Below are 12,973 nucleotides of genomic sequence, written 5' to 3'. Positions count from 1 at the left end.
GGTTGCGCGCCTCTTCAATAGTCATCTCTTTCCAGAAGTCAGCACCTGTATATTCCTTAATAGCATCTACCATATGAAGTCTAGTCCATTCAGGCGCAAGATTTACTTCGTAGTCACCATATTGAACAGTCGTTGTACCTAATACCTCTTTCGCTATATGTGCAATAACATTTTCTGTTAATGACATAATATCCTGATAATCCGCATATGCTTCATAAAGTTCGATCATTGTGAACTCAGGGTTATGTCGTGTAGAAACACCTTCATTTCTAAATACGCGCCCAATTTCATATACTTTTTCTAATCCACCAACAATTAAACGTTTCAAGTGAAGTTCAATAGCTATCCGCATGTATAAAGGCATATCTAATGCATTGTGATGAGTTATAAATGGACGAGCAGAAGCACCACCAGGAATTGCATGCATAGTAGGTGTTTCAACTTCCAAATATCCTTGGTCATCTAAATAACGACGCATTGCTTGAATAATTTTACTACGAGTAATAAAAGTTTTTTTACTTTCAGGACTCATAATAAGATCTACGTATCTTTGACGATAACGTTGCTCAATATCCTTTAAACCATGGAATTTATCTGGTAATGGTCTTAGGGATTTCGTTAATAGTTCAAAGGTCTTTACTTTAATCGATAACTCTCCAACTTGTGTCTTAAACACAACACCAGTTACACCGATAATATCACCAAGATCTGCTGTATTAAAAATTTCATAGGCATCTTCACCAATTGCGTCCTTACGAACATAGATTTGAATTTGACCAGATAAATCTTGGATATGTGCGAAACCCGCTTTTCCTTTTCCACGCTTAGTCATAATACGACCCGCTATCGTAACAGAAACAGCCTTTTCTTCTAGTTCTTCTTTATCAAAATCGTTATATGAAGCAAGAATATCAGCTGTTTGATGAGATCTTTCAAAGCGTTTACCAAATGGGTCTAATCCTTTTTCCTTTAAAGTATGTAGTTTCTCACGTCTTACCTTTAGCTGGTCAGTTAATTCTTCTTGATTCAATTCATCGTGACTCATAATTAACAACTCCTATTGTTTACTAAATAAAAAGCAGAAAACTGCCAGGGGATACTGGCAGTAAAACAACATAACGTTTAACCAATAAAGTGAGAATTCATAAAATGGGGTTTCCCACTGAATCTCGCCTATTACTTATCCCACTTGACTAGCACTTTCTTGCTTTGCTTCAATTTCTAAAACAAACTCATCTAATAGTGTAACAAGTTCGTCTCTTGTGTTCATTAAATTAATTTCATTTCTTACTTTCGCATTACCTCTAATACCCTTAAGATACCAAGCAGCATGCTTTCTCATTTCTCGGACTGCTATATTCTCATTTTTAAGAGCTATTAAACGGTCTAAGTGGAGTTTACAAACCTCCATTTTCTCGCGTACACCTGGCTCACCCAATAATTCACCAGTTTCTAGATACTTAACTGTACGATAAATCATCCAAGGGTTTCCTAATGCAGCACGACCAATCATGACTCCATCTACACCTGTTTCATCAAGCATACGCTTAGCGTCCAGCGGTGTCGTAACATCACCGTTCCCAATAACCGGAATATTTACAGATTCCTTTACCTCTTTAATGATATCCCAATTTGCAGTCCCTTCATACATTTGTACTCGTGTACGTCCATGTACTGCTACTGCCTTACCACCTGCCCGTTCAACTGCTTGGGCATTTCTAACAGCATAAATATGCTCATCATCCCAGCCCATGCGCATTTTTACTGTTACTGGCTTCTCTACAGCTTCAACCACAGCAGAAACCATATCATAGATTTTATTCGGATCTAATAGCCATTTTGCACCTGCATCACATTTCGTTATCTTCGGGACTGGACACCCCATATTTATGTCTATAATATCAGCTGTTGTATTTTTATCAACAAATCTAGCAGCCTCTACTAGTGTTTCTTTCTCGCCACCAAAGATTTGTAGGCTTAAAGGTTTTTCACGCTCATCAATATAAAGCATACCCATTGTTTTTGCGTTATTAAATAAAATTGCTTTATCACTGACCATTTCTGCACAAACTAAGCCAGCACCAAATTCTTTAACCGTTAAACGGAAGGCTGCGTTACATATACCAGCCATTGGAGCTAATACGACTCTATTTTTTAATTCGATATCACCAATTTTAAACATACTTCTAACCTCCTTTCCTTTTATTGTTTAATTTGGGGTTAGCTCTTCTACTGATACATTAAGAGCTTTAGCTACCTCTTCAATAAATTTTTTGTTGGGTTCACGATTGCCTCTTTCTATTTCACCTAGAACAGAAACAGAAACACCAAGATCCTTCGCAAAACTCTCTTGGGTAAAGCCTTTTAACTTTCTAAAAGCGCGAATACGTCTACCCCATTTTTCTGCTTCCATATTCGTACTCCTTCTTTATCTTGTAATTGATCTATGATAGATGAAAGTGGTTCTTCTATAGTAGGAATGCAGATGTTCTTGTTTAGTTCAAACAAAGGAATTAAAACAAAGGCACGTTCATGCATTCTTGGGTGTGGAACAATAAGATGCTCTGCATCAATATTTTCATGATTATAAAGCAAAATGTCAAGGTCTAATGTTCGAGGACCCCATTTCACCTCACGTTTTCGATCAAGAAATATTTCGGTTTCTTGCAACACATTTAATAGTTCAAATGCTGAAAGATCAGTGTTTATCTTAATCACCATATTTAAAAATTCATCTTGATCTGTATAGCCAACTGGATCAGTTTCATAAATTGAGGAAATATCTTCTACATGTATCGAAGGGTGAAGATGCAACTTTCGAATAGCTTTTTTTAAAAATCCTTCACGGTTTCCCATATTTGATCCAAGTGCAACATATGCTTCTACTTTCATGTCCTACCCCTTTTGATTTCAACAGCTACTTCTTTATAATGACCTGGAATTGGCGGATCAGGTTTTATCATTTTTACCGTACAATAGTGAACAATGTTAAAATCCGCTAATATTTCCTTGGCAATTTGTTCAGCAACTGCCTCAACAAGCTTATATGGTTTACCTTCTACAATTTTTTTACAACAATTATAGAGTGATGCATAATTTACAGTATGCTCTAAATTGTCTGATTCCCCTGCATTTTTCAAATCTAATTCTACAGTTAAATCAACTCTAAATCTTTGACCAAGTTTATTTTCTTCCCTAAGAACACCATGATACCCATAAAACTCCATACCATTTAAATGAATTTTATCGATGATCTTGCCCCCCTTTTCCAAGCATTGCATCCATCATTTTAGCCATCCTTGACATCTCTAACACGTCATGAATTCGGATAATTTGGCATCCCTTTTCAATCCCTAAGCAAATGGTTGCACCTGTTCCTTCCAGTCGTTCAGTTGGAGGTAAATCTAAAACATATCCGATAAAAGATTTTCTTGATGTACCTAATAATACAGGATAACCTAACTGAACAAAAGAATCTAAATGTCTCATCACAAGTAAATTATCATCCATCGTTTTTGCAAAACCTACGCCCGGATCTAGAATAATTTTTTCATCCTTTACTCCAGCATCCTTTACAAGCTTAACTGACTCCATTAAATCAACAATCATATCTGGAATTAATTGATCATAGTCACGATTATGTCGGTTATGCATAAGGATAATTGGTACATCATATGTCGCAGCTACTTTACCCATATCAGGATCTGCCTTTGCGCCCCAAATATCATTGATGATTGTTGCACCCGCTTCAATGGCTTGCTTAGCAACCTCAGCTTTATACGTATCAATAGAGATCGGTACATCTATTTCCTTGCAAAGCTTACGAATTACCGGTATGGTCCGTTCTATTTCCTGTTCAACTGATACTGGATCAAACCCAGGCCTAGTTGATTCTCCCCCGATATCAATAATATCAGCACCATTTTTAATCATTTCCTTAGCATGAAAAATAGCCTTATCTATATCGACATACTTACCGCCATCTGAAAAGGAATCAGGTGTTGTATTTAAAATCCCCATTATTTGAGTTTTCCCACTGTAATCAAGGGTATATTTCCCACATTGAATTGTTTGTTGTTTTGTTGCAAATTTCATTTTTTATTCAATCCTTTACAACTGATCTATACTTAATAGTTTCGACCGATAATGGCAATATAACTCACTGATCTTCTGTACAATTATTCCATTATTGCCCTCAAAAACATATTCATCCACTTTCTTTACTGGAACAACCTCTTGAGAAGAATTTGTAATCATTACTTCTGTTGCATCTAATAATTCTTTTTTCGAGTAAAATCCTTCGCGAATTGGAATCCCAAGCTTATCCAAGCATTTTATGACAAATTGTCTAGTAATCCCATTTAATATACCTGTTTCTACTGAAGGGGTGTATACAATACCTTCTTTCACCCAAAAAATATTTGAAACAATCCCTTCTGCAACATACCCTTGTTCAGTTAAAAAGATCCCTTCCATATCCGGAGACTCTCGTAATTCACGCTTCCCTAAAATATTATTTAAATAGTGATGGGATTTTAACCTATGCGTCCCTTCCGGTGTATTTCTACGCAACTGTAAAATTGCAGTACTTTTTTCTGCATTCCGGATTGGGGGTGCCTTACGTAAGAAACAAAGAACAGTAGGATGATTATACGGTTGCAAAAACTTACCTACCTCGCCGTTTCCTGCAGAAATATTTAAACGGACAGTAACATCCTCTTCCTCAAGATGATTTAACCGTAGCAGTTTCTGAAGCATTTCATAAACGTACTCAGCGTCAATCCTATACGAGATTTCTAGCTCGTCCAAGGCATGTTGCAGCCTAGTTAAATGGTCATGGAGAAGAAAAGGGAAAGCTCTATACATCCTGAAGGTTTCAAAGGCTCCTAAGCCATAAAGAAAGCCATGATCAAATGGAGAAATCGTGGCTTCAGTATCTTTAATAAACTTTGAGTTGCAATATATATACACGTTACGAACTCTTTTCTACTAATTTATATTGATTGATAAAGTTCTTTAATAAATCTTTACCAAATGAAGTCATAATTGATTCAGGGTGAAATTGAACACCTTCGATAGGCAATGTTTTATGACGGATCGCCATAATTTCATTTTCATCTGTCCAAGCTGTTACCTCCAAGCAATCCGGCAATGTCTCATTCTTCACAATTAACGAGTGATAGCGTGTTGCTGTAAAAGGATTGTCCATATCTTTGAATAATGTTTCTCCATTGTGGTTTATCTCTGATGTTTTTCCATGCATTAATCGTTCAGCACGCACAACATCCCCACCAAATACTTGAGCAATGGATTGATGACCGAGACACACGCCAAATATAGGAATTTTCCCAGCAAAATACTCAATTGCTTCCATACTAATCCCTGCTTCATTTGGACTACATGGTCCTGGAGAAATCATTAGAAATTGCGGATTTAGCTCTTCAATTTCCGAAATGGTGATTTCGTCGTTACGTTTTACTATCAACTCTTCTCCAAGTTCACCCAAATATTGCACTAAATTAAACGTAAAAGAATCATAATTATCAATCATTAAAATCACTATACTCACCTCAGCCTAATATTTTCTCTTCTTTACTCAACTCAATTGCCTTAATCATAGCTCTTGCCTTTTTTAAAGACTCTTTATATTCATACTCTGGATTAGAATCAATAACAATACCTGCTCCAGATTGTACATACCCATAACCATCTTTAGCCAGTAACGTACGGATGACGATATTTAGCTCCATGTTTTCATCAAAGCCAATCCAACCTATGGAACCTGTATAAATTCCTCGCCTTGTAGGTTCCAGCTCCTCAATTATTTCCATCGTTCTCACTTTAGGTGCTCCTGTTATTGTACCACCAGGAAAGGTCGATTTGATAACATCTGCATAATTTGCTTCTTTTTTTAAATTCCCTTTTACATTTGAAACAATATGCATAACATGTGAATATTTCTCAATGACCATAAATTCATCCACATGAACAGATCCATACTCACAAACTCTTCCTAAATCATTTCTCTCTAAATCAACAAGCATGACATGCTCGGCTCTTTCCTTCTCATTTTTAATTAATTCATTTGCAAGTCTTGTATCCTCTTCTTCATTCTTGCCTCTAGATCTTGTCCCAGCAATTGGCCGGGTACTTACGGAGCTACCTTGTTTTTTCACCAATAGCTCAGGTGATCCACTCACAATTTGAAACTCAGGAAAATGCAAATATCCCATATAAGGAGAAGGATTAAGCTTTCGCAATACTTCATAGATCTCAAGTGGATAATTACCTTCTAATTGAAAGTGTTGTCTAATAGACAAATTCACTTGAAACACATCACCTTGAGAAATATATTGTTTAATTTTTTCAACTGCTTTCATGAAAGAGGCTTTAGAGAAGGTAATTGGTTCTTTCATAGCTGAATTGTGTACTTCATTTACATGTTTTTGTATATTCGGCCTATTAGTCCAATTATCCTTCATCTTTTCCAACTTCGCTTGGGCAGTCTGTTCTTCCTGCTTATCATAATAATGTGTGATCAACCAGAGCTTGGATGTGTGATGGTCAAAAACAGCAACATCATCAAAAAGCAAAAAATACAAATCAGGCGTTTCTAAATCATCAACTGCAACACTAGGTAGCTTTTCGAAATACCTAACACAATCATAGCTCATAAAGCCAATCGCACCACCTTGAAAATCTGGTAGGCTTGGATCTGTTATCGTTTGAAATTGACGAAACCAATTTTGAAAAAGATCAAGCGGCTCCCCTTCTAAAACACTCATCCCTTGCTTATCAGTAATGAAAAGCTGATGGTTTTTTCCCTTTACAGTAGCAATCGGTCTTATACCAGCAATACTGTATCTACCACCTCGACCACTTTCCAAAAATGCATGCTGATCTTCATCTCTTGTTAAATACTTATATTGGTCAAAAAAGTTGCCCTTATAATCAAAACTTATGCTTAAAGATGCCCTTCGTTGCTGCATGACAAATCTCTCCTTTAAAACTCTTACTTACATTTTACATAAATGTACGGGAGAAACCATAATGATTTTATTATTTTATTTAAAATGTAAGACCTAGTGCTTTTAGTATGCTGCAATCCTCAATGCATATAATGATATAAAGAAAAGAGGTTGACCTTTTTAGTCAAACCTCTTTTCAAGCTATTTTACGGGTATTAAACCGATATTAATCGAATTGGTATAATGGAGTACTTAAGTAACGCTCTCCATTACTAGGAAGCACTGCAAGAACCTTCTTACCTTTTCCAAGCTCTTTTGCTACCTTTAACGCAGCAGAAATTGCCGCACCAGATGAAATTCCACCTAGAATGCCTTCTTCCTTAGCTGCTCTTCTAGCTGTTTCAAACGCTTCTTCATTTTTAACAGTAATAACTTCATCATAAATGTTTGTATTTAAAGTATCTGGAACAAATCCTGTACCGATACCTTGAATTTTATGCGGACCAGGTTTTCCACCTGAAAGAATTGCTGAATCTGCAGGTTCTAATCCATAAATTTTTATAGATGGATAGTTCTCCTTAAGAACTGACCCTACTCCTGTAATTGTTCCACCTGTACCAATTCCAGAAACGAAGGCATCTAATTGCCCACCCATTTGTGACACAATTTCCTTACCTGTTGTTAAGCGGTGAATTTCAGGATTTGCTTCATTTTTGAATTGTTGAGGCATAAAGTAGCCGTGCTTTTTTGATAGCTCTTCTGCTTTACGAATCGATCCTGATATTCCTTCAGAACCTGGAGTTAAAACAAGTTCAGCTCCATAAGCACGCAACAAGTTTCTACGCTCCATACTCATTGTGTCAGGCATAACGATAATAGCTTTTAGACCTTTAGCAGCTGCTACCATTGCAAGTCCAATACCAGTGTTTCCACTAGTTGGCTCAATGATTGTATCTCCAGCTTTTAAATCGCCGCTTTTCTCAGCAGCCTCAATCATAGCAAGAGCAATACGATCTTTGACACTACTACCTGGATTCATAAATTCAAGCTTCAAGTAAACGTCAGCACTATTGTCATCTACAAGTCTATTTAACTTAACTATTGGTGTTTCCCCGATTAATTCATGTATAGAATTTGCTACGCGTGCCATATTCTTCCTCCTCTATCCCGAGTAAATTTATTGGATTTATATGTAATATAACAATTCTTTTCATAATTGTCAAAACCTTTTATGCTATTTGAACTATTTTTTTACTACTTACTTTCCATAAAACCAAGTAACATTCATTTCTTCCCACAATGGTTCAACTGTCACAGAACCATCCATCTGCTCTAAAGCAATTTGTCTCCGGATTTGTTCCTTTACATCCTCATAGCTGTAGGATTTCCCTTCAAGCCTTTCGTGAAGTAAAATTACTGCATAACCTGTTTCGACTTTGAATGGATCACTCCACTCTCCTTCACTTAACTTAGGCGCTATCTCGAGATACTCATTAGAAATAAACTCATTATCTTTCGAAACAAATCCAATATCACCACCTGAATTAGCCGTAAATTCATCTAGTGATTTTTCTAGGGCTAACGCTTCAAAGCTAGAACCACCTTTAAGCTCCTCTACGATTAAGTCTGCTTCATTTTCTGTTTCGACGATTATATGTGATAAATGATAGGATACATCTATATTATATAAATCTTTATTCTTTTCATAAAAAGCCTTCATTTCTTTTTCAGGAATTGTTACATCTCTAGTAAGGATCTCTTCTAACAAGATACTATACCGTATCTGATCTCTCCAAGTGCCTTCATCTAACGAATTATACATTGATTTATAAACAGCTAGCTCTCGTTCAATTACCTCATCAGAAACAGTAATTTTATATTTTTCTGCCAACTCTTCCACTACTCTAATATTAATTAATTCCTTTAACGTTTCCTTCCCAAAACGAGACTCAAGTTCAGCCATCCATTGTTCTCTAGTAATGGAGGTTTCCCCAATAGTAGCAATTGTTTCACTTGTTTGGTCATTACTCGAAACAGGAATAACATTTCGCTCTTTTGAAAGAAAATAGCCAACTGTAAAGCAATTTATAATAACCAAACAAAAGATAACACTCCATAACGTTTTTCCACTCAATTTCTCCACTCCTAGTAATTCAACAGACGTTTATTTCGCTTCTTTCTTTAGTTCCTCTAGATCCTCTCTAGTTAGCAAATAGACCTCATTGCAAAAATGACATTGAGCCTCAGCTTGCCCTTCTTCATCAATCATAGATTGAATTTCTTCCTCACCTAAACTTACAACGGCATTCTCAATACGTTCCTTAGAACATTGACATTGAAATTTTACTGGTTGTTTTTCTAAAATTTTAACGTTTCCTTGTCCAAGAACCTCTTCTAAAATTTCCTCTGGAGTTAGCCCTCGTTGGATCAACTTCGAAATAGGATCAATTTTGATAAGTCTTTCTTCTATTTTTGTAATTGTTTCATCATCTGTCCCAGGAAGTAGCTGAATGATAAATCCACCAGAGGCTAATATCGTATTATCAGGATTTACTAGGACTCCAACACCAACTGATGATGGAATTTGTTCAGATGTAACCAAATAATAAGTGAAATCCTCACCAAGCTCTCCTGATACAATTGGTACTTGCCCAGAGAAATGGTCCTTTAATCCAAGGTCCTTTACAATTGTTAAATTTCCCTCTGTACCTACAGCTCTGGCAACGTCAAGCTTTCCTTTATTATTTAACTCAAAATGGGTTTGAGGATTCGTTACATATCCACGTACTTCTCCTTTAGAGTTACTATCTACTAAAATTGCCCCAATTGGCCCGCCGCCCTCAACTTTTATGGTAAGCTTAGCGTTTCCTTTTAACATAGAACCCATCATGACTCCAGCCGTCATAGCTCGTCCTAAGGCCGCAGATGCAGTTGGCCATGTTTGATGTCTTTTTTGAGCCTCAGAGATTGTCTCAGTTGTCTTTGCTGCATAAGCTCTTACTTGGCCATTATATGCTAATGCCTTTATTAAATAATCCATGGTGTTAGACTCCCTTCGAGTAACGTTTCAATATAAAAATTCAAGTATATACCACTTAATTTCTACTCATAACAGTAGTACTAAGCAGAGCCAAATTTTATAAACTGTGCTCTGTTCCCAATTCCTTTAATGTGTTTCGTTCATAAATTAACTGTAAACCTCTTAGTGTTAAAAATGGGTCAACAATATCAATACAATCTGATTCCCTCGCGATTAATGATGCAAGACCACCTGTTGCAATAACTTTTGGCACTTCCTTTGATTGATCTTTAATTCTTTTAACAATTCCCTCTACTTGTCCAACATATCCATATAAAATTCCAGCTTGCATCGCACTCACAGTATTCTTACCAATAATGTTATTCGGTCTCGTAATTTCTATTCTTGGTAGTTTGGCAGCTCTAGAATAGAGGGCTTCAGTAGAGATATTAATACCAGGCGCAATCGCCCCACCCATATATTGCTTATGTTCATTGATGTAACAATATGTAGTAGCTGTACCAAAATCAACAATAATTAGTGGACTGCCATAATCTTGTATACCAGCAACAGCATTCACGATACGATCGGCTCCAACTTCACGAGGATTTTCGTATTTAATATTCAAGCCTGTCTTTATTCCCGGACCTACAACTAATGGTTTAACATCAAAGTACTTCATGCACATTCTTTCAAGCGCAAACATAATTGGCGGTACAACAGAAGAAATGATAATCCCTTCTATTTGTTTAAAGGGAAGACCTTCGTGTTCAAATAACCCCTTTATTACCATACCAAACTCATCTTCCGTTTTATTACGGCTTGTTTCTATTCTCCAATGATGCTTTAAAACATCCTGATCATATACCCCTAATACAGTATTAGTATTTCCTACATCCAATACAAGAATCATTAGTATCACCACTTTATAATATTTCTTTTTACTAGTTTACATATTCCTTTTCATTTTATCAAAAAAAAGACCGATGACATATTAGTTTGCCATCGATCTTTCATCTTTATTATGATTTTTCAGAAGGATTATCTTCATCTTTTTTTGTTTGAATATTTACTTTAACATCATCAGATTTTGCATCCTTATTTTCACTATCGTTCACGATTACCGGACGATCAGGAAGCTTCCCATGCTCAACAAGACTTGCTATTTGAGCTGCATCAAGGGTTTCAATTTCTAATAATGTTTGTGCCACCAACTCTAACTTTTCACGATTTTCAGTTAAAATTTGGCGAGCACGCTCATAACTTTCTTTAATAAAGCGTTGAATTTCCATATCAATTTCATGAGCAATTGCATCACTATAGTTTTGCTCATTATGAAGGTCACGTCCTAAAAATACTTGACCTCCTTGTGCTTGACCGAATTGCAACGGACCAAGCTTTTCACTCATACCGTATTCAGTAACCATTTTCCTTGCTATACCTGTTGCTCTTTGGAAGTCATTATGTGCCCCAGTACTAACTTCTCCGAAGACAATTTCTTCTGCAACACGACCACCAAGCAAACCAGTAATTTTATCTAAAAGCTCTGGTTTTGTCATAAAGTATCGATCTTCTTTTGGGAGCATGACAGCATATCCACCAGCTTGACCACGAGGAACAATTGTAACTTTATGTACCATGTCAGCTTCATCAAGCACGACCCCAATAATGGTATGTCCTGCTTCATGATAAGCAACGATATTTCGCTCTTTCTTAGAAATAACACGGCTCTTTTTAGCTGGACCTGCAATAACGCGGTCTGTTGCTTCATCAAGGTCTGTATTATCAATTTTCTTTTTATCTCGTCTGGCAGCAACTAGAGCTGCTTCATTTAAAAGATTTTCTAAATCAGCACCTGAGAAACCTGGAGTACGAGCAGCAATTGCCTTTAAATCGACAGATTCATCAAGTGGTTTATTACGAGAATGTACTTTTAGGACAGCTTCACGGCCTGTAACATCTGGTCGGTCAACAGTAATTTGACGGTCAAAACGTCCAGGACGTAATAATGCTGGGTCAAGAATATCTGGTCTATTAGTTGCTGCAACAATGATAATACCTTCGTTTGCACCAAAACCATCCATTTCAACAAGTAACTGATTTAGTGTTTGTTCACGCTCATCGTGACCTCCACCTAATCCTGCACCACGTTGACGTCCAACGGCATCAATTTCATCAATGAAAATGATACATGGGGCATTCTTTTTCGCATTCTCAAATAAATCACGAACACGGGATGCACCGACACCGACAAACATTTCAACGAAATCAGACCCACTGATTGAGAAGAATGGCACTCCTGCTTCACCGGCAACAGCTCTTGCAAGTAAGGTTTTACCAGTACCTGGAGGTCCAACTAAAAGGACACCCTTTGGAATTCTTGCACCTAACTCTGCAAATTTACGAGGATCTTTTAAGAATTCGACTACCTCAACAAGCTCTTGCTTTTCTTCATCTGCACCAGCTACATCTTTAAACCTAACCTTCTTCTTTTCTTCGCTGTATAACTTAGCTTTACTTTTACCAAAATTCATTACACGACTACCGCCGCCTTGAGCTTGATTAAGCAAGAAGAAGAATAAAATAAAGATAATAATGAATGGGATAATGGATGTGAAAAAAGTAACCCATCCACTTGTTTCCTCAGCAGGAGCAACATCAAGTTCTTTGACGTTATTTGCCTCAGCTGCTTTGTCAACTCGATCTAGCCCTTGTTCTGTTGGTATATATGTTAAAAAGGTTTCGTCTTCGTCATAGCCCTTCATTTTACCTCTAACTTCAAATACACCACGAACCGGCTGTACCGTCATCTCTGTTACATTCCCATTATTTAAGTCAGAAATGAAAGTATTATACGTTATTTGTTCCGTTTTAGGATTAGCACCAGTAAAGAAGCTTACAACCCCAATAATGACTAGAAATATTAATAAATAAAATATGGTATTACGGAAGATCCGATTCATTCCTTACCTCCTCCCACAGTAGA

Annotated in this window: 14 protein-coding genes (1 of these 14 only partly in view); all 14 read right to left on the bottom strand. The window is 36.7% G+C overall.

The window, feature by feature from the left end; translation table 11 throughout:
* Window positions 1-1,045: the 5' portion of a lysine--tRNA ligase gene (gene lysS / locus HUW50_RS09665; protein ID WP_066333379.1), read on the bottom strand. The gene continues 455 nt to the left of window position 1, outside the view; only the first 1,045 of its 1,500 coding nucleotides appear in the window; it begins with the start codon at window positions 1,043-1,045; the stop codon falls past the left edge of the window.
* A 135-nt stretch (window positions 1,046-1,180) separates the two neighbouring features.
* Window positions 1,181-2,182: a tRNA dihydrouridine synthase DusB gene (gene dusB / locus HUW50_RS09660; protein ID WP_066333389.1), complete on the bottom strand. Its 1,002-nt coding sequence runs from the start codon at window positions 2,180-2,182 to the stop codon at window positions 1,181-1,183.
* A 27-nt stretch (window positions 2,183-2,209) separates the two neighbouring features.
* Entirely contained in the window at window positions 2,210-2,413 is a 204-nt protein-coding gene (locus HUW50_RS09655; RefSeq protein WP_066333393.1) for a helix-turn-helix domain-containing protein, read from the bottom strand.
* Window positions 2,365-2,892, bottom strand: coding sequence for a 2-amino-4-hydroxy-6-hydroxymethyldihydropteridine diphosphokinase (gene folK / locus HUW50_RS09650; RefSeq protein ID WP_066333397.1), 528 nt, complete (start codon window positions 2,890-2,892; stop codon window positions 2,365-2,367). Before folK ends, HUW50_RS09655 begins: the two co-directional genes overlap by 49 nt.
* Complete coding sequence (gene folB / locus HUW50_RS09645) at window positions 2,889-3,251, bottom strand: dihydroneopterin aldolase (RefSeq protein ID WP_066333597.1); 363 nt, start codon at window positions 3,249-3,251, stop codon at window positions 2,889-2,891. The genes folK and folB overlap by 4 nt, the downstream gene beginning before the upstream one ends.
* Window positions 3,244-4,095 carry a dihydropteroate synthase gene (gene folP / locus HUW50_RS09640; protein WP_066333401.1) on the bottom strand — a complete coding sequence of 284 codons (852 nt, stop codon included), beginning with the start codon at window positions 4,093-4,095 and terminating at the stop codon, window positions 3,244-3,246. Before folP ends, folB begins: the two co-directional genes overlap by 8 nt.
* Before the next feature lie 15 nt (window positions 4,096-4,110).
* Window positions 4,111-4,971 (bottom strand): aminodeoxychorismate lyase, encoded by an 861-nt coding sequence (pabC, locus tag HUW50_RS09635; RefSeq protein WP_066333407.1) that lies wholly within the window; start codon window positions 4,969-4,971, stop codon window positions 4,111-4,113.
* Between the two features lies 1 nt (window position 4,972).
* Window positions 4,973-5,560, bottom strand: a complete 588-nt coding sequence (gene pabA / locus HUW50_RS09630) for an aminodeoxychorismate/anthranilate synthase component II (RefSeq protein WP_066333410.1) — start codon at window positions 5,558-5,560, stop codon at window positions 4,973-4,975.
* Window positions 5,561-5,570: 10 nt separating this feature from the next.
* A complete protein-coding gene (locus HUW50_RS09625) occupies window positions 5,571-6,989 on the bottom strand; it encodes an anthranilate synthase component I family protein (protein ID WP_185653866.1) in 1,419 nt (472 codons plus the stop codon).
* 205 nt (window positions 6,990-7,194) lie between these two features.
* Window positions 7,195-8,118: a cysteine synthase A gene (cysK, locus tag HUW50_RS09620; protein WP_066333415.1), complete on the bottom strand. Its 924-nt coding sequence runs from the start codon at window positions 8,116-8,118 to the stop codon at window positions 7,195-7,197.
* Window positions 8,119-8,226: 108 nt separating this feature from the next.
* Entirely contained in the window at window positions 8,227-9,102 is an 876-nt protein-coding gene (locus HUW50_RS09615) for a peptidyl-prolyl cis-trans isomerase (protein ID WP_185653865.1), read from the bottom strand.
* A gap of 30 nt (window positions 9,103-9,132) precedes the next feature.
* A complete protein-coding gene (gene hslO, locus HUW50_RS09610) occupies window positions 9,133-10,008 on the bottom strand; it encodes an Hsp33 family molecular chaperone HslO (RefSeq protein WP_066333421.1) in 876 nt (291 codons plus the stop codon).
* 97 nt (window positions 10,009-10,105) lie between these two features.
* Window positions 10,106-10,900 (bottom strand): type III pantothenate kinase, encoded by a 795-nt coding sequence (locus HUW50_RS09605; RefSeq protein ID WP_066333424.1) that lies wholly within the window; start codon window positions 10,898-10,900, stop codon window positions 10,106-10,108.
* A 109-nt stretch (window positions 10,901-11,009) separates the two neighbouring features.
* The gene (ftsH, locus tag HUW50_RS09600; RefSeq protein ID WP_066333431.1) at window positions 11,010-12,950 is read right to left on the bottom strand and encodes an ATP-dependent zinc metalloprotease FtsH; all 1,941 of its coding nucleotides are present in this window, start codon (window positions 12,948-12,950) and stop codon (window positions 11,010-11,012) included.
* Window positions 12,951-12,973 lie beyond the last annotated feature (23 nt).

Origin of the sequence: Metabacillus sp. KUDC1714 (assembly GCF_014217835.1) — a bacterium.
Taxonomy (GTDB): Bacteria; Bacillota; Bacilli; order Bacillales; family Bacillaceae; genus Metabacillus; species Metabacillus rhizosphaerae.
The sequence above is the reverse complement of the archived record's forward strand: the minus strand, read 5'-3'. Positions and strand labels throughout refer to the sequence as shown.

Coding starts and splice junctions, on each gene's coding strand:
- ftsH (WP_066333431.1), bottom strand. CDS start 12,950: ATGAATCGGATCTTCCGTAATACCATATTTTATTTATTAATATTTCTA.
- folK (WP_066333397.1), bottom strand. CDS start 2,892: ATGAAAGTAGAAGCATATGTTGCACTTGGATCAAATATGGGAAACCGT.
- dusB (WP_066333389.1), bottom strand. CDS start 2,182: ATGTTTAAAATTGGTGATATCGAATTAAAAAATAGAGTCGTATTAGCT.
- hslO (WP_066333421.1), bottom strand. CDS start 10,008: ATGGATTATTTAATAAAGGCATTAGCATATAATGGCCAAGTAAGAGCT.
- folP (WP_066333401.1), bottom strand. CDS start 4,095: ATGAAATTTGCAACAAAACAACAAACAATTCAATGTGGGAAATATACC.
- HUW50_RS09655 (WP_066333393.1), bottom strand. CDS start 2,413: ATGGAAGCAGAAAAATGGGGTAGACGTATTCGCGCTTTTAGAAAGTTA.
- cysK (WP_066333415.1), bottom strand. CDS start 8,118: ATGGCACGCGTAGCAAATTCTATACATGAATTAATCGGGGAAACACCA.
- HUW50_RS09605 (WP_066333424.1), bottom strand. CDS start 10,900: ATGATTCTTGTATTGGATGTAGGAAATACTAATACTGTATTAGGGGTA.
- HUW50_RS09625 (WP_185653866.1), bottom strand. CDS start 6,989: ATGCAGCAACGAAGGGCATCTTTAAGCATAAGTTTTGATTATAAGGGC.